This is a genomic window from Klebsiella sp. CN_Kp073 (genome assembly GCF_040065495.2).
GTDB lineage: Bacteria > Pseudomonadota > Gammaproteobacteria > Enterobacterales > Enterobacteriaceae > Klebsiella > Klebsiella aerogenes.
Genome location: NZ_CM198051.1, coordinates 2,840,251 through 2,856,905 on the forward strand (window position 1 = coordinate 2,840,251; position 16,655 = coordinate 2,856,905).

The window sequence follows — 16,655 nt, forward strand, 5'->3', positions numbered from 1 at the left end:
TATGTGTCAACTGCAAACAATAAACCAGCAGAAAGCGTGAGTTTGAACGCTTTCAAACAACCAAGAGCGTTTTATCTCATCTTCTCCATTGAGTTATGGGAGCGTTTTGGTTATTACGGCCTGCAAGGGATCATGGCCGTTTACCTGGTAAAACAGCTGGGTATGTCGGAAGCGGATTCTATCACCCTGTTCTCTTCCTTTAGTGCACTGGTTTATGGCCTGGTCGCTATCGGCGGATGGCTCGGCGACAAGGTGCTTGGCACCAAACGCGTCATCATGCTTGGCGCGATTGTTCTGGCTATCGGCTATGCGCTGGTTGCCTGGTCCGGTCACGATGCCGCCATCGTCTATATGGGTATGGCGACTATCGCCGTCGGTAACGGCTTGTTCAAAGCTAACCCGTCTTCCCTGCTCTCCACCTGCTATGACAAGAACGACCCGCGTCTGGACGGTGCATTTACCATGTACTATATGTCCGTCAATATCGGCTCCTTCTTCTCTATGCTCGCCACGCCGTGGCTGGCAGCGAAGTTCGGCTGGAGCGTGGCGTTCGCGCTGAGCGTCGTGGGCATGTTGATCACCGTGGTTAACTTCGCCTTCTGCCAGAAGTGGGTTAAACAGTACGGTTCCAAACCTGACTTCGCTCCGGTGCATGTCGGCAAACTGCTGGCGACCATCGTCGGCGTGGTAGTGCTGGTCGCTATTGCCACCTGGCTGCTGCACAATCAGGGCATCGCACGTATGGCGCTGGGCGTCATTGCACTGGGCATCGTTATCATCTTCGCTAAAGAAGCCATGGCGCTGCAGGGCGCGGCGCGTCGTAAAATGATCGTTGCTTTCCTGCTGATGGTTGAAGCGATTGTATTCTTCGTACTGTACAGCCAGATGCCAACCTCGCTGAACTTCTTCGCGATCCGTAACGTTGAGCACTCGATTCTGGGTATCGCGTTCGAACCTGAGCAGTATCAGGCGCTGAACCCGTTCTGGATTATGATTGGTAGCCCGATTCTGGCCGCGATTTATAACAAGATGGGTGACCGCCTGCCGATGCCGCATAAGTTCGCCATCGGTATGGTGCTGTGCTCCGGCGCTTTCCTGGTACTGCCGCTGGGTACCAAATTCGCCAGCGACGCCGGTATCGTCTCCGTCAACTGGTTGATCCTCAGCTACGCGCTGCAGAGTATCGGTGAACTGATGATTTCCGGCCTCGGCCTGGCGATGGTTGCTCAACTGGTACCGCAACGTCTGATGGGCTTCATCATGGGTAGCTGGTTCCTGACCACCGCAGGCGCCGCCATCATTGCAGGTAAAATCGCTAACCTGATGGCAGTACCGGAAAACGTGACCGACCCGCTGGTTTCTCTGAATGTTTACGGCCACGTGTTCCTGCAAATTGGTATCGCGACCGCTGTCATCGCCTTCCTGATGCTGCTGACCGCGCCGAAGCTAAACCGTATGACGCTGGACGACGACGCTGTCGCCAAAGCGCGCGAAACCGCAACCGCTTAAATGCTCCGGGAAAACCAATAAATTTAGGCCGCTAACGTATGTTAGCGGCTTTTTTTTTGCCCCACGGGGGACTAACATACAGGAAACTGCAGCCACGAGGAGTTACTGATGAAACTGTTCTACAAGCCCGGCGCCTGTTCCCTTGCCTCTCATATCGCCCTGCGCGAAAGCGGCCTCGACTTTACCATCGATAGCGTCGACCTGGCGAAGAAACGCCTCGAAAACGGCGATGACTACCTGCTGATTAATCCTAAGGGTCAGGTTCCCGCGCTGCTGCTTGACGATGAAGTGCTGCTGACCGAGGGTGTGGCCATCATGCAGTATATTGCCGACCGCGTGCCCGACCGCCAGCTGCTGGCGCCAGTGGGCACCATTGCCCGCTATCAGACGCTGGAATGGCTGAATTACGTCGCCACCGAACTACATAAAGGCTTTACTCCGCTGTTCCGTCCGGACACCCCGGAAGACTACAAGCCAACGGTGCGCGCCCTGCTGGAGAAAAAGCTACAGTATGTCGATGAGGCGCTACAGGATAAACAGTGGTTGAATGGGCATCGCTTCACCATCGCCGATGGCTACCTGTTTACGGTCCTGCGCTGGGGCTATGCGGTGAAACTGAATATGGAAGCTTACGCTAATATTGGCGCCTGGATGGCGCATGTCGCGGCGCGTCCGTCCGTTGCGGCGGCGCTGTCGGCGGAAGGTCTGAAGTAAATCATCGGCATGCCCGCAAGCGGGCATGCCATCGCGCTTACAGTTGCGTTGCGCTGAAGTAATGTTCCGGTTTGGCGATGCGGTCCTGCGCCGCCACTACCTGCAGTTCATACTCCTGCATATTTTTGGTTGCCAGCATGATTTCATACACTGCCGCAGTGACGTGCTCAAGGGCGTCGCGCCGGCTGGCGCCCTGCAGTAGCTTAACCAGCAGCAGGCCGCTGGTCACATCGCCCACGCCGACCGGCTGACGGCTGCCAAAATCGACCAGCGGGCGGCTGATATGCCAGGCTTCATCCGCCGTCACCAGCAACATCTCAAAGCGATCCATACTCATACCCGCCCGCGCCAGATGTTTCACCAGCACTACCTGAGGCCCTTGCGCTATAAGCTCACGGGCCGCGCTAACGGCTTCATCAACGTTGGCCACCGGATGGCCGCACAGGATCTCCAGCTCGACAAGATTCGGCGCGATGATATCACTGGCCGGCAGCGCATAGCGTACGTGGAATTCAGCCACTCCAGGAGCGACGATGCAGCCTTTTTCCGGATGCCCCATAACCGGATCGCAAAAGTATTTTGCCGCCGGATTCGCCGCTTTCACCTGACGCACGATGCCGAGAATATGTTCGCCCTGCTCGGCGGAACCCAGATAGCCGCTCAGTACCGCATCGCAGCTCTGCAGCTTATCGATATCGGCAATCCCCTGCACGATTTCGGTCAAATGCGAAGGCGGCATGACGCAGCCGGTCCATTTGCCGTATTGCGTATGGTTGGAGAACTGTACGGTATTGAGGGGCCAGACGTTGGCGCCGAGACGGCGCATCGGAAATTCAGCGGCGCTGTTGCCCGCATGGCCAAACACGACGTGAGACTGAATGGCGAGGATGTTCTTCATTTTCTTACCACAACCCTAAAAAGAAAAAAGGGCGTGGTTTCCCACGCCCTGGTTTTATTTTTTATTTCCAGCAGACCAGGCAGTAATTCTTCTTACCGCGACGCAGTAAGGTGTAGCGGCCGAACAGGCGGTCGCTATCGCTGAATACATATTCCGGATCGGACTGTTTTTCACCGTTAATGGTCACCGCGTTGGAGGCTACGGTTTTACGCGCCTGACCGCGGGACGGCTGCAGCTCGGAATCCACCAGCGCCTGCAGAAGATCGGCGCCCTTTTCCATTTCGATCATTGGCACGCCGTCTTGCGCCAGCTGTTCGAAATCCGCTTCGCTCAGGTCGCTCAGATTGCCGTTGAACAGGCTTTCGGTAATGCGCTTAGCCGCTTCCAGGCCTTCTTCGCCGTGGACCAGACGCGTCACCTGCTCTGCCAGTACGTACTGCGCGCGCGGCGCTTTACCGCTGTTCTTATCTTCTTCTTCCAGCGCATTGATCTCGGCAATGTCCATGAAGGTGAAGAACTTCAGGAAGCGATAAACGTCTGCGTCAGCGGTGTTGATCCAGAACTGGTAGAATTTGTACGGACTGGTTTTCTTCGGATCCAACCATACCGCGCCGCCCTCGGTTTTACCGAACTTGGTGCCGTCGGCCTTGGTGATCAGCGGAACGGTCAAACCGAAGACCTGATTCTGGTGCAAACGACGAGTCAGGTCGATACCTGAAGTGATGTTGCCCCACTGATCGGAACCACCGATTTGCAGCGCCACGCCGTGCAGTTTATTCAGGCAAGCAAAGTCATAACCCTGCAGCAGGTTATAGGAAAATTCGGTGAAAGAGATCCCCTGATCGTCACGGTTCAGACGCTGCTTCACCGCTTCTTTGTTGATCATCTGGTTCACAGAGAAGTGCTTGCCGATATCACGAAGGAAGGTCAGCACATTCATGCCGCCGAACCAGTCGTAGTTATTCGCGGCAATCGCCGAGTTGTCGCCGCAGTTGAAATCGAGGAATGGCGCAACCTGTTTACGGATTTTATCCACCCACTGCTGCACGGTATCTTCGGTATTGAGTTTACGCTCAGCGGCTTTAAAGCTCGGGTCGCCAATCAGACCGGTCGCGCCACCGACCAGCGCCACAGGCTTATGGCCTGCCTGCTGGAAGCGTTTCAGGCATAACAATGGAACAAGATGCCCCAAGTGCAAGCTGTCAGCGGTAGGATCGAAGCCGCAATAGAGCGCGATCGGGCCTTGCGCCAGTCGCTCTGCTAACGCTTCTTCGTCCGTCACCTGGGCTACCAGCCCCCGCTCTTGCAATTGTTTAATCAAGTTACTGCTTGCCATCAAATTCTCCATGTATAAACGACTGCACCTTTGCCGGTACACGACTTTTCGCCAGACGCGAAAGGTACATAGAATAAAGCGCCGGAGCACGTAGCACCAGCGCTTAAAACAACATTTTGCGTCCTTTATGGCGCCAGACGGTCGATTTGCCAGCCATCATTTTGCCGCTGGTATAAAAAGCGGTCGTGCAGACGATGTTCACCGCCCTGCCAGAACTCCATTTGTTCGATGCTAACGCGGAAACCGCCCCAGAAACTTGGCAACGGCACTTCGCCTTGCTGGAATTTCTGTTTCAACTCGAGGAATTTACTTTCCAGGATCCCACGAGCGGAGATACGGCTGGACTGTTGGGAGACCCATGCGCCAATCTGGCTATCGCGCGGTCGGCTGTGGAAATACTTCACCACTTCCAGCGTCGACAGACGTTCTGCCTGACCTATTACCATGACCTGGCGTTCCAGCATATGCCAGGGAAACAGCAGGCTGATACGGGGATTTTTTTCGATTTGATGTGCTTTGCGACTACCCAGGTTGGTATAAAACACCAGCCCTTTTTCGTCATAGTGCTTTAACAATACGATGCGTTGATAGGGCTGGCCGTTTTCATCAACGGTCGCGACTACCATCGCCGTCGGGTCTGCGAGCTTAGCGTCGCAGGCCTGACGCAGCCAACGTTCAAATAACGTCAGGGGTTCAGCGGGAAGATCGTGGCGACGAAGGCCGCCACGGGTATATTCACGGCGCAGATGCGCGATTTGCTGCAATTCGTCGTTATCAGACATAACCATTGAGATCGTTGTCATAGGGTGGCGTTATTGTGCGCCCCCGCTACGGAAATCTCAACGTTTCGCGGTCTGTAACTGGCAGTTATCCAACACCGCGCGGTCGCGTTTATAAACGGTGGCGCTGTCGCCTTTCGACCAGAACACATAAACGCCATCAGTATAACGAGCCCCGGAAGCCGAGAGCCCCTGGGTCAGGTTTAATTGCTGATTATCATAGATAAAACTCACCTGCTGACGAGCGTTGTTCAAATGGACGGTCAACGGTTTTTGATCGCACTGATATTCAAGGGTGTCGGTCTGCATCCGTTCAACGAATTGGTTGTAGTAGCTACACCCAGCGAGCATAAAAGGAACTACCGCAATAAGAATTTTTTTCATGTGTATGCCTTCGACTTTCCCGGTCAGGAGAGCAAACCGCCCTCCCGGAATTTCGTCCAGTTTACCGGTAAATAAAAAATAGCGACTTCAGTTAACTCTGATTCTGCGCTCGATTCGCGGGATAGATGGCGCCAAGAATTGTCGCTTCGCTGGCGCCGGTGACGGAGGGAAGATTCCCCGGCAGACCGGCAAGCGTACGCCATGCCAGCCACGCAAAGGCCAACGCTTCCATATCGTCGCCGCTGATACCGGCGTCATCGGTGGTCGTGACTTCAGTCCCTGGCAGCAATGCCGCCAGACGCGCCATCAACAGCGGATTCCGCGCCCCGCCGCCGCAAACTAACAAACGCTCACAGCCGCCGCTTAACAAAACCTGCTCACTGATGGACACCGCTGTCAGTTCTGTCAGCGTGGCCTGAACATCCTGCCCCCGCAGATGGGTATAGCGCGCCAGATGCTTTTCCAGCCAGCCATAGTTGAAATACTCTCGACCGGTGCTCTTCGGCGCGGGTAACGCGAACCAAGGGTCGCTCAACATATCCTGCAGAAGTGGTAGTAAGACTTTGCCTTCACTGGCCCATTGCGCGTCTTTATCGTAGGGTTTACCGCACTGACGCCAGATCCAGGCGTCCATCAGCATATTCCCCGGCCCGGTGTCATAACCGCGTACAGGCTGCCCCGGAACCAGCAACGAGAGGTTGGCAATGCCGCCGATGTTAAGCACCATGCGCCTTTCAACCGGGTGCGCCAACAGAGCCTCATGGAAGGCCGGGACAAGCGGCGCGCCCTGGCCGCCAAGCGCCATATCGCGGCGGCGGAAATCCCCCACGACGGTCACGCCGGTATGCGCAGCGATCTGGTTGTTATCGCCTATTTGCATGGTGTGCGGGGCATCGCCGGTCGGTTCATGCCACACCGTCTGACCATGGCAACCGATGGCGACAACATCTTCAGGCTGAAGGTTCTGCTGGCGCATCAGCGCTAATACTGCATCCGAAAAAAGCCGCCCCAAACGGGTATCCAGACGCCCCAGTTGCGACAAGGTCAGCTGCTGCCCCTGGCAAATCGCTAATATTTCTTCTTTCAGTTTGACCGGGATGGGGTACGAGAGGCTCGCCTGCTGCGCCACCATGTTTTCATTTATCGCCGCCAGAACGACATCTACGCCATCAAGGCTGGTGCCAGACATTACGCCAATAAAACGACCTGATTTCATACGCCTACCCTCATTCCATGACTTTTGCAGAACCATCAGTGCATCATAAAGCAGGGTTCAATGCTATGGCGCACTAATACTTTTTAACAATAGTTCTGCCGCGACAATTTGTTAGGTAAAGTACTTACGTTTATTCGTCGTTAAAGCGAACCTTATTATTTTTAAACAGTCCATAAGGAAGCTATGCCAGCGAACGCTTAAATGCCATATAATTGACCACATGGAAGTTCACTGGAACATTTTTGGTACACAGGAGATTCATAAATGATTTTACGTGTTTTGGCTGTCTCGATGATTGGCTTAACCCTGGCGGGTTGCGTCAGCAGCAGCGGTCTATCTGGCGATGTTTACACAGCATCAGAAGCCAAGCAGGTGCAAAGCGTGACCTACGGTACCATCGTACATACCCGTGCGGTCCAGATCCAAAGCGGCGATGACAGCAATGCTATCGGCGCGATTGGCGGCGCGGTACTCGGTGGCTTCCTTGGTAATACCATTGGCGGCGGCACCGGTCGTTCTCTTGCAACCGCTGCAGGCGCGGTTGCCGGCGGCGTAGCCGGTCAGGGCGTACAGGGCGCGATGAACAAAACGCAAGGCGTTGAGCTGGAAATCCGCAAAGATGACGGCAATACCATCATGGTGGTTCAGAAACAGGGCAGCACCCCGTTCTCCGTTGGTCAGCGCGTAGCCATTGCCGGCAGCGGCAGTCAAGTGACGGTTTCCCCGCGTTAAGCCTCTCTAATGCGGCCTTAATTGGCCGCATTAATTCTCCAGATTCATTATTTACCACCAAAACATTCATCATACATATATCAATATTATTGATATTTCTGCACGGCAACTTGCGTTTGCGCAATATTCCCCGTTAATTAATTCGTTAGCCTGAAGTGGATTTTCTCATTTAGCGACCTGCGCGTCGTTTTTACCCCCCATTTTTATCGCGGGAGTTTACCTGTGCCTCTGAATTTAAATCGATTATCGCACCGCCTATTCGCTTATATCATCGCCTGCAGCCTGGCAATTATTACGATTGATATACTATCTGATTCAGTCGTTAATCGTATCCCTACGACTTCATCACCACTTTTTCCTTTGCTGACAATTATATTAATGATTTTTCACATTACTATTTCCTGCTTCATGAGCATGAAGTATTGGTGTGATAAAAGCCGTCTCTATCTGATGCCTATCGCCTTCGCCTTTGCCAGCTCCGCCTTACTGATGCTGGGCACCCTGAGCAGCTATCCCGGCTGGCTACTGTGCAACAGCGAATATATTGTTAAACAAAATGACGCGCTGATTTTTTACTCATTCCGTAATATTTTGATGGTCGTGTTGTTCATCACTGCCATTATTATATACCGCTATCGTCAGTATCTTAATCAAGCGGCCGGCGCGCATACTTTAATATTGACGGGATGTTTTATTTTTAGCGCTACTATTCTTATTTTATCGTGGTTACACTCCAGTAACAGCCCATTATTAAGCATCGATTTTATCGACGACATCACCAGCACTTTTACTCCGTTATGGCATAACTGGATGGGCTGGCTGCTATTTTTCGCCTGGGTATTTACGTTGATATTATTGGTTATACTAACCAAGCTACGTAATATCTTCTGGTATAGCGGCGCATTTTTCTGTGCTGCCTATATATTTACGCTAAACGTATTACTCACAGCGACAGGTAGTCAGCATATTATCGCCTGGAATCAGGCGCGCCTGTTCGAAACTTTGAGTACGTTATTTATGCTGTTCGTACTGTTAAGTGACGTTTTTATTCTCTATCGCGACTCTAACAACAAATACATCAATTCGTATCAGAACTCTATCCGCGATCCGCTGACCAGACTGTACAACCGCAGCTACTTTTACGACACGCTCAGCGGTTTGCTACCGCAGACTTCAGCAACACGACCGCTATCGGTCATCGTCAGCGATCTCGATCATTTTAAGCGCATCAATGACAACTACGGCCATGTTCAGGGCGACAAGGTAATTCAGTTTGCCGCCAGCGTACTACAAACTCATGTGCGCCGTGAGGATATTGCCGCCCGTATCGGCGGCGAGGAGTTTGCCCTGTTGCTGGTAAATACTGATGCTGATGATGCGCTGGCGATAGCCGAGCGAATTCGCCAGATGGTCAGCGCCGGGCAGGCATCACTGCCGGAACGGATGACGATTAGTATGGGGGTCTACACCGTTTCGAGCTCCAACATTGGGGCTGAAGAGTGCGTCAAACGCGCGGATGCGGCTATGTACGCGGCGAAAAACGGTGGCCGCAATCGCGTGGTGGTCTGGCAGGAATAAGAGAAAGGGCTTTGCGAACGCAAAGCCCTTTTCCCGGCTAGTCTTTTGCCTGAAGATCGAGGATATTGTTTTCAAGTTTACGGATTAAGTTGAGCAGCGTTTCGACTTCCTGCTTAGATACACCCGCAAGGATTTCATCACGCGTTTTGCCGATCACGTCTTCCATTTGGTTGATCAGCGGTTCCGCCTTTTCCGTGAGCTTGATACGTTTCGCCCGGCGATCGTTTGCACAAGTCTGGCGAGAAATAAGCCCTTTCTCCTCCAGTTGATCCAGCGTGCGCACTAAAGAGGGCTGTTCAATACCAATAGCCTTGGCCAGCTGGATTTGCGACTGCTCAGGAGGTAGCTGATGAATGTTATGCAGCGTGACCCAGTGCGTCTGCGTTAACTCCAGAGGTTTCAGGCGATGGTCGATCAGCGCGCGCCAAACGCGTACCAAACGTGCCAGATCAGAACCAAGTGGCGATTCCAATTTCATCTCCTTATAATTAGCTTGCTAAGTTATTATACTGCTTTTAGAATAGTGTGCAGCATTTAAATTACCAAAACAAATGAATTACTTGATTCACTAAATTCAAGACAATGATTTACAATGTGAACTAATTCATCACCAAGAACATTATCCCTGCAACGGCAAAGGATTTTTGCTTGTGAAACTGAGTCTTAACACTCCCGGATTGTCGCTACAGGACCTGGTGTTCGGCGCTTCTATCTATTTTCCCCCGTTATTTAAAGCCGTCGTGCTTGGTTTCTTTATCTGGTTAATCGTTCATCGTCAGCTACGCGACTGGATGTACGCCGGCGAAATCTGGCATCCCCTGCTGATGGACCTTTCCCTGTTTGCGCTGGCCGTTTGCCTGGCGCTGGTTCTCCTGACTCTCTTGTGATGCTCATTTCATGAAGAAACTAAAATATCTCTCAACCTTAATTATTGCCGCTATTGCGATTATCGCCGCCTGGCTGGTATGGAATTACTACACTCAGTCACCATGGACGCGGGATGGCAAAATTCGCGCCGAACAGGTCGGCATTACGCCTCAGGTTTCCGGCAGTATTTTGCAGTTGAATGTTAAAGACAACCAGTTGGTCAAAGCCGGCGACGTTTTGTTCCGCATTGACGATACCCCCTATCGCATTGCGGTTTTAAACGCTCAGGCGCAGTTGGCAAAAGCCAAAGCGGAACTGGCAAAAGCCAAAGCCGAGCAAACCAAGGCCGCCAGCGACGTTACTCGCCGCCGCAGTCTTTCGCAAAACTTCATCTCCGCTGAAGATATGGAAACCGTTAATACCGCTTTGAATACCGCCAATACCACTTATGAGGCGGCTAAAGCAGTGGTTGGCGTGGCGCAAGCCGCGCTGGAACATGCGCAGTGGCAGCTGACGCAAACCGAGGTCAAAGCGCCGGTTGATGGCTGGATCACTAATTTGTCAACGCGGGTCGGAGATTACGCCTCCGTCGGCCACCCGGTATTTGCGTTGGTTGATAGTCATTCTTTTTATGTCCTGGGTTATTTTGAAGAGACCAAACTGCGTCACATCCGCGAAGGCGCTAGCGCTCAGGTCGTTCTCTATAGCAGCAAACAAACGTTACAGGGTCACGTTTCCAGCATCGGCCGCGCCATCGTTGATCAGAGCGTCGAAGGCGGTTCGGCGCTGGTCGCTAATATTAAACCCAACATTCCATGGGTACGCCTCGCGCAACGCGTACCGGTACGTATTGAGCTCGATAAGCTGCCTGCGGACGTCACGCTGGTTTCAGGTACCACTTGCACCGTATCGATTGGCGGACAGTAATGAAGCTGCAGGCTCTGCGCTGGCAATCACTGCCGTGGTTTAAAGCCAGCCGTCCGCAATGGCGCTACGCGTTACGCAACGGCATTGCGATGTGTCTGGCGCTTAGCATCGCCTATGCGCTGGATCTTGATGAGCCCTACTGGGCAATGACCTCCGCCGCGGTCGTCAGCTTCCCGACCGTTGGCGGCGTTATCAGCAAGAGCTTTGGTCGTATCGCCGGCAGCCTGCTCGGCGCCTGCGCCGCCCTGCTGTTGGCCGGCCATACCCTTAACGACCCGTGGCTATTCTTGTTCAGTATTTCAGCCTGGATTGCACTCTGTACCTGGGCCTGCGCGATGTTCACCAATAACGTCGCCTACGCTTTTCAACTGGCAGGCTATACCTGCGCAATTATCGCCTTCCCGGTTATTAATGTTGCCGACGCGAATGAACTGTGGACTATCGCTCAGTCGCGAGTTTGTGAAGTGATTGTGGGGATATTGTCCGGCGGGTTCATGATGATGATCCTGCCCAGTACCTCAGATGGCGTCACGCTGCTGACGGCACTGAAGAATATGCATTCCCGGCTATTAGAGCATGCCAGCCTGCTGTGGGTGCCGGAAACCACCGATGCGATTCGTAGCGCCCATGAAAGCGTCATCGGCCAGATCCTGACCATGAATTTGCTGCGTATCCAGGCCTTCTGGAGCCACTACCGTTTCAGACGGCAGAATCCCTTGCTGAATTATCTGCTTCATCAGCAGTTGCGAATGACCAGCGTCATCTCCAGCCTGCGAAGAATGTTATTGAACTGGCCGGATGCGCCTGGCAATACGCGAGCGGTGCTCGAAACGCTACTCAGCGAGCTCGCCAATCCGCACGCAAATGTTTATAGCGTGGCGCGGATTCTGCTGCCGCTGGCCCCCGGCCCTAACGCCGACTATCGCCATCTGGCGTTCTGGAAACGGCTGCGTTATTTCTGTCGTATCTATCTCGAAAGCAGCCGCTGGATCCGCCGCATCGAGAACGCCAGCGCTATCACCGAGTTTAATGTCCCTTCGGCGCCGGCGCTGTCGCGTCATACCGATCAGGCTGAAGCGTTATGGAACGGCTTACGTACCTTCTGCGCGCTGGTGGCCGTGGGCGCCTGGGGTATCAGCACCCAATGGCAGGCCTGCGCCGCCGCGCTCACCCTCGCCGCCATTAGCTGCGTACTCTACTCAATATCGCCGTCGCCATTTAAATCGCTCACCTTATTGATGCGTACCCTGGTGCTGTTGTCGCTGTTCAGTTTTGTGGTGAAGTTTGGCTTAATGGTGCAGATAACCGACCTGTGGCAGTTTTTACTGTTTCTGTTCCCGCTGCTCACCACCATGCAGTTATTGAAACTCCAGATGCCGAAGTTCGCTGGGCTTTGGGGGCAGTTAATCGTCTTTATGGGATCGTTTATTTCGGTGACCAACCCTCCGGTTTATGACTTTGCCTCGTTTCTTAATGATAATCTCGGCAAAATTATCGGTGTTGGTCTGGCGTGGCTTGCCTTTGCGGTTATCAGTCCCGGCTCAGATGCGCGGAAAAGTCGCCGCCATATCCGTGCGTTACGGCGTCACTTTGTCGATCAGTTGAGCCGCCGCCCGCAGCATAGCGAGCACGAATTTGAGTCTCTGGTGTATCACCACATCAGCCAGTTGAGCAGCAGCCAGGACGCGCTGGCGCGACGTTGGCTGCTGCGCTGGGGTGTAGTGCTGCTCAACTGCTCGCATGTCGTGTGGCAACTACGTGATTGGGAGACACGTTCAGACCCCCTCTCACAAGTACGCGACTTGTGTATCAGCCTGCTTCGCGACGTCATGAGCGAACGCGGCGTCCAGCAACGTCCACTTGCCTCGACGTTGCTGGAGTTGCAGCGGATCTGCGATACCCTTAACCATCATCATCAGCCGGCGGCTAAAGAGCTGGCGGCGATAATCTGGCGGTTATACTGCTCGCTATCGCAGCTGGAACAGGCGCCAATTGCCGGCACCATTACCGAACGGACTACTTAATCACCCCGCAGGCAAAACGCTCGCCGCCGCCGCCCAGCGGCTGCGGGCTATCGGCCATATTATCGCCGCCGACATGAACCATCAGCGCTTTGCCCTTCACTTCCGCGAGCGTTTTCAGGCGCGGGGCAATAACCGGTTGGTTAGCCACCCCATCGTCGTTGACCACCAGCAGTGGAAGATCGCCAAGATGCCCTGCGCCCAGCGGCCCTTCATGCTTACCGGTATGTTGCGGATCGAAATGACCGCCCGCCGCGCCGGCGGCGACCGCTTTACCGTCTTTTATCGCCGGCTGGCAGCTTCCCTCAGCGTGGATATGAAAACCGTGTTTGCCCGGCGGAAGCGCGCGTAAATCAGGAGTAAATTCAAGGCCTCTGTCGGTTTCAGTAATTTTAACGCTACCGACGGCCTGGCCAACGCTCTGGCTGGTGACAAGATTAAGGGAGACATCTTCACTGGCGGCCTGCGCGCCAGCGCAAAATGCGAGAGTGAAAATAGCGAGTAAACATCGTTGCATAACACCTCCGGATTGGCTGTATCCCTGATAAGTGTAAACCAGGTAGCGGCATCCGGAGGCGTAAGATGGTTTAAGGAACGTCGTAACCCAGCGCCGCTTTACGAATGCGGAACCACTGCTGGCGCGTCATAGGCAGTTTTTCCGCCACAATCGCCGAGCGCACGCGCTCGATTTTGCCCGAGCCGATAATCGGCAGCGGTTTCGACGGCAGGCGCAGCACCCACGCATAGACGACTTGCTCAATGCTATCTGCATTGAGCTCCTGGGCAATTTGCGCCAGCTCGTCGCGCAGCGGTTGGAAGCTCTCGTCATTGAACAGGCGTCCGCCGCCGAGACACGACCAGGCCATCGGTCGAATGCGCAACTGCTGGAGCTGATCGAGGGTACCGTCAAGCAATAGAGGCTGATGTACCGGTGAGATCTCGACCTGGTTAGTGGCCAGGGTGAAAGGCAGGCGCGATTGTAATAGCGTAAACTGCGCCGGCGTAAAGTTAGATACGCCAAAGTGGCGCACTTTCCCACTATGATGTAGCGCGAGGAAAGCCTCTGCGACTTCGTCGGCATCCATCAGCGGATCCGGGCGATGAATCAGCAGTAAATCGAGATGATCGGTCACCAGATTGCGCAGCGATTGTTCGGCGCTAAGAATGATGTGGTCGCGATCGGTGATATAGTGACCAATGGTATTTTCCGCACGCGCTTTAGTCGCAATCCCACACTTGCTAACGATTTCCATACGGCTACGCAGGTGCGGCGCTCGCTTCATCGCTTCGCCAAAAGCGGCTTCACACTGGTAATCGCCGTAGATATCGGCGTGGTCGACGGTCGTAACCCCTAGATCCAGGTGCTGCTCAATGAAACCAACCAACGCGTCTGTGGACATTTTCCAGTCCATTAGCCGCCAGTAACCCATAACAAAACGTGAAAATTCCGGCCCCTGCGGAGCCATAGCAATACGCTGAACCATAAACGCTTCCTCGAAAAAAAGTGTTCTGAGTATACGCATATTTGTCGTCAAAACAGTGAGGGTTGCTGCGGTTCTTCCGCGGGCGCCTGCTTAGCCGCGCGAATTTTACGCAGTAAACGCTGGCGGCACAGACGCAGGACCTCTTGTTTTTGCGCATCGCTCAGCTTTTGCCAATTGAAGCGCTCATCACGGCTACGAAAACAGCCGCGACAATAACCGCGTTCATCGGACTGACATATTCCCCGGCACGGACTCTGTACCGGGAAAAACTCAAGCTGCTCTGCCACCACCGCTCTCCCGTTTATTCTCTCTGTCTCTCATTGAAGACGCTCTGCCGCTCGCGCGCAACTTTTGTTGGTTTGTTATCCTCGCAGAATGATCATTTTGCTTGCATTAGACCAATCGGTCTACTACAGTGTGCCCCATGAACAGACACAGCGAATGCGATACCCGAGAACACATCCTCGTCACCGGCGAACAACTATGCATGCATCGTGGTTTTACCGGAATGGGCTTAAGTGAACTTCTGAAAACCGCGGAAGTGCCGAAAGGCTCTTTCTATCACTACTTTCGCTCAAAAGAAGCCTTCGGCGTCGCGTTGCTTGAACATCACTACACCGGCTATCTGCAGCGCCTGGTTGACCACTTTGACCATGGCGAAGGCAACTACCGCGACCGACTGCTGGCCTACTATCAGCACACGCTGAATCAGTTTTGCCAACAGGGTATTATCAGCGGTTGCTTAACCGTGAAGCTGTCGGCAGAGGTGTGCGACTTGTCGGAAGATATGCGTACCGCCATGGATAAAGGCGCCAGCCAGATTATCGCCCTGTTGGGCGAAGCGCTGGAAAAAGGCCGCCTGGAGGGTAGCCTGCTGTTTGAGGGGGAGGCAATTACCCTTTCACAGGTGCTGTACTCGTTGTGGTTGGGGGCCAATTTACAGGCCAAAATTACGCGTAGCGCAACGCCGCTGGAAAGCGCCCTTGCTCACGCCAAACAGATCATTGCAGCGCCTGCGGTTTAACAGGCGTTTTTATTTAACCAGTTACAAGACGACCGGTCTACTCAGGAGTCATTATGTCAGAATCTAAATTGTTCAGCCCGTTAAAAGTCGGTGCGGTGACCGTACCTAACCGCGTATTTATGGCTCCGCTGACCCGTCTGCGCAGCATCGAGCCTGGCGACATCCCTACTCCGCTGATGGCTGAGTACTATCGTCAGCGCGCCAGCTCCGGCCTGATTATCACCGAAGCGACGCAAATTTCCGCCCAGGCGAAAGGCTATGCCGGCGCGCCGGGCTTGCATAGCGCAGAGCAAATGGCCGCATGGCAAAAAATCACCGCTGGCGTACATGCTGAAAACGGTCATATCGCCGTGCAACTGTGGCACACCGGGCGTATTTCTCATAACAGTCTGCAGCCAGGCGGCGCCGCGCCGGTTGCGCCATCGGCGCTGAGCGCAGGCACGCGTACTTCGCTGCGTGATGAAAACGGTCATGCCATTCGCGTCGATACATCGATGCCGCGCGCGCTGGAAACGGACGAAATCCCAGGCATCGTTGATGACTTCCGTCAGGCGGTAGGCAATGCCCGCGATGTGGGTTTCGATCTGGTAGAGCTGCACTCCGCGCACGGTTATCTGCTGCACCAGTTCCTGTCGCCTTCTTCTAACCAGCGTACCGACCAGTACGGCGGTAGCGTTGAAAACCGCGCCCGTCTGGTGCTGGAAGTGGTCGATGCCGTCAGCAAAGAGTGGAGCGCCGACCGTATCGGCATTCGCGTGTCGCCAATCGGTAGTTTCCAGAACGTCGATAACGGCCCGAACGAGGAAGCCGATGCGCTCTATCTTATTGAGCAACTGGCGAAACGCGGTATCGCTTATCTGCATATGTCCGAACCAGACTGGGCCGGCGGTCAACCGTATAGCGACGAATTTCGCCAGAAAGTTCGCGATCGTTTCCCAGGCGCGATTATCGGTGCTGGCGCCTACACGGTGGAGAAAGCCAACGACCTTATCAATAAAGGACTGATCGATGCCGTGGCCTTTGGCCGCGATTACATCGCCAACCCGGATCTGGTGGCGCGTCTGCAGAAAAAAGCGGCGCTGAACCCGCAGCGCCCGGAAAGCTTCTACGGCGGCGGCGCGGAAGGTTATACCGATTATCCAACCCTGTAATCCCTCCATTGATAGCGGCGTACCATCGCCGCTAT

At 54.0% G+C, this 16,655-nt stretch carries 18 protein-coding genes; 9 read left to right on the forward strand and 9 right to left on the reverse strand.

What is annotated here, in order from left to right; translation table 11 throughout:
• Positions 1–3: 3 nt before the first annotated feature.
• Both dtpA and gstA read left to right on the forward strand, forming a co-directional pair.
• Positions 4–1,509 carry a dipeptide/tripeptide permease DtpA gene (dtpA, locus tag ABLV66_RS13700; protein WP_087858483.1) on the forward strand — a complete coding sequence of 502 codons (1,506 nt, stop codon included), beginning with the start codon at positions 4–6 and terminating at the stop codon, positions 1,507–1,509.
• 108 nt (positions 1,510–1,617) lie between these two features.
• Entirely contained in the window at positions 1,618–2,223 is a 606-nt protein-coding gene (gene gstA, locus ABLV66_RS13705) for a glutathione transferase GstA (RefSeq protein WP_045392456.1), read from the forward strand.
• Between the two features lie 37 nt (positions 2,224–2,260).
• Here gstA and pdxY read toward each other — a convergent pair whose 3' ends face one another.
• The 5 genes from pdxY to anmK all read right to left on the reverse strand — a co-directional run bounded on the left by pdxY (position 2,261) and on the right by anmK (position 6,836).
• Positions 2,261–3,121: a pyridoxal kinase PdxY gene (gene pdxY, locus ABLV66_RS13710; RefSeq protein WP_348877171.1), complete on the reverse strand. Its 861-nt coding sequence runs from the start codon at positions 3,119–3,121 to the stop codon at positions 2,261–2,263.
• Between the two features lie 61 nt (positions 3,122–3,182).
• Entirely contained in the window at positions 3,183–4,457 is a 1,275-nt protein-coding gene (tyrS, locus tag ABLV66_RS13715) for a tyrosine--tRNA ligase (RefSeq protein WP_045392458.1), read from the reverse strand.
• Between the two features lie 125 nt (positions 4,458–4,582).
• Entirely contained in the window at positions 4,583–5,239 is a 657-nt protein-coding gene (gene pdxH, locus ABLV66_RS13720; RefSeq protein WP_045392565.1) for a pyridoxamine 5'-phosphate oxidase, read from the reverse strand.
• 57 nt (positions 5,240–5,296) lie between these two features.
• The gene (gene mliC, locus ABLV66_RS13725; RefSeq protein WP_161801899.1) at positions 5,297–5,626 is read right to left on the reverse strand and encodes a C-type lysozyme inhibitor; all 330 of its coding nucleotides are present in this window, start codon (positions 5,624–5,626) and stop codon (positions 5,297–5,299) included.
• Positions 5,627–5,711: 85 nt separating this feature from the next.
• A complete protein-coding gene (anmK, locus tag ABLV66_RS13730) occupies positions 5,712–6,836 on the reverse strand; it encodes an anhydro-N-acetylmuramic acid kinase (protein ID WP_045392462.1) in 1,125 nt (374 codons plus the stop codon).
• A gap of 264 nt (positions 6,837–7,100) precedes the next feature.
• Here anmK and slyB point away from each other — a divergent pair, with 264 nt between their 5' ends.
• Together slyB and ABLV66_RS13740 are read left to right on the forward strand one after the other, a co-directional pair.
• The gene (gene slyB / locus ABLV66_RS13735; RefSeq protein WP_045392464.1) at positions 7,101–7,568 is read left to right on the forward strand and encodes an outer membrane lipoprotein SlyB; all 468 of its coding nucleotides are present in this window, start codon (positions 7,101–7,103) and stop codon (positions 7,566–7,568) included.
• A 222-nt stretch (positions 7,569–7,790) separates the two neighbouring features.
• Positions 7,791–9,146 carry a sensor domain-containing diguanylate cyclase gene (locus ABLV66_RS13740; RefSeq protein ID WP_047042794.1) on the forward strand — a complete coding sequence of 452 codons (1,356 nt, stop codon included), beginning with the start codon at positions 7,791–7,793 and terminating at the stop codon, positions 9,144–9,146.
• Between the two features lie 37 nt (positions 9,147–9,183).
• On the opposite strand, the gene slyA is transcribed toward ABLV66_RS13740, so the two are convergent.
• Positions 9,184–9,624, reverse strand: a complete 441-nt coding sequence (gene slyA, locus ABLV66_RS13745; RefSeq protein WP_020078997.1) for a transcriptional regulator SlyA — start codon at positions 9,622–9,624, stop codon at positions 9,184–9,186.
• Positions 9,625–9,796: 172 nt separating this feature from the next.
• Between slyA and ABLV66_RS13750 the strand changes: the two genes are divergently transcribed.
• The 3 genes from ABLV66_RS13750 to ABLV66_RS13760 are packed head-to-tail and all read left to right on the forward strand — an operon-like array spanning position 9,797 to position 12,964.
• A complete protein-coding gene (locus ABLV66_RS13750; RefSeq protein WP_015366868.1) occupies positions 9,797–10,033 on the forward strand; it encodes a DUF1656 domain-containing protein in 237 nt (78 codons plus the stop codon).
• Positions 10,034–10,043: 10 nt separating this feature from the next.
• Entirely contained in the window at positions 10,044–10,940 is an 897-nt protein-coding gene (locus ABLV66_RS13755) for an efflux RND transporter periplasmic adaptor subunit (protein ID WP_348877170.1), read from the forward strand.
• A complete protein-coding gene (locus ABLV66_RS13760; RefSeq protein ID WP_047064928.1) occupies positions 10,940–12,964 on the forward strand; it encodes an FUSC family protein in 2,025 nt (674 codons plus the stop codon). Before ABLV66_RS13755 ends, ABLV66_RS13760 begins: the two co-directional genes overlap by 1 nt.
• Here the strand turns inward: ABLV66_RS13760 and sodC are convergent.
• The 3 genes from sodC to ABLV66_RS13775 form a co-directional block, all read right to left on the reverse strand.
• Positions 12,957–13,478 (reverse strand): superoxide dismutase [Cu-Zn] SodC, encoded by a 522-nt coding sequence (gene sodC / locus ABLV66_RS13765; protein WP_015366871.1) that lies wholly within the window; start codon positions 13,476–13,478, stop codon positions 12,957–12,959. The two genes, ABLV66_RS13760 and sodC, sit on opposite strands and share 8 nt — an antisense overlap.
• Before the next feature lie 70 nt (positions 13,479–13,548).
• On the reverse strand, positions 13,549–14,445 hold the full coding sequence (locus ABLV66_RS13770) for an aldo/keto reductase (RefSeq protein WP_348877168.1): 897 nt from the start codon (positions 14,443–14,445) through the stop codon (positions 13,549–13,551).
• 47 nt (positions 14,446–14,492) lie between these two features.
• Complete coding sequence (locus tag ABLV66_RS13775) at positions 14,493–14,735, reverse strand: DUF1289 domain-containing protein (protein WP_161801910.1); 243 nt, start codon at positions 14,733–14,735, stop codon at positions 14,493–14,495.
• 134 nt (positions 14,736–14,869) lie between these two features.
• On the opposite strand from ABLV66_RS13775, the gene ABLV66_RS13780 reads away from it, so the two are divergent.
• Entirely contained in the window at positions 14,870–15,469 is a 600-nt protein-coding gene (locus ABLV66_RS13780; RefSeq protein WP_045392477.1) for a TetR/AcrR family transcriptional regulator, read from the forward strand.
• Between the two features lie 53 nt (positions 15,470–15,522).
• Positions 15,523–16,620 (forward strand): alkene reductase, encoded by a 1,098-nt coding sequence (locus ABLV66_RS13785; protein WP_015366875.1) that lies wholly within the window; start codon positions 15,523–15,525, stop codon positions 16,618–16,620.
• The last annotated feature ends 35 nt before the right edge of the window (positions 16,621–16,655 follow it).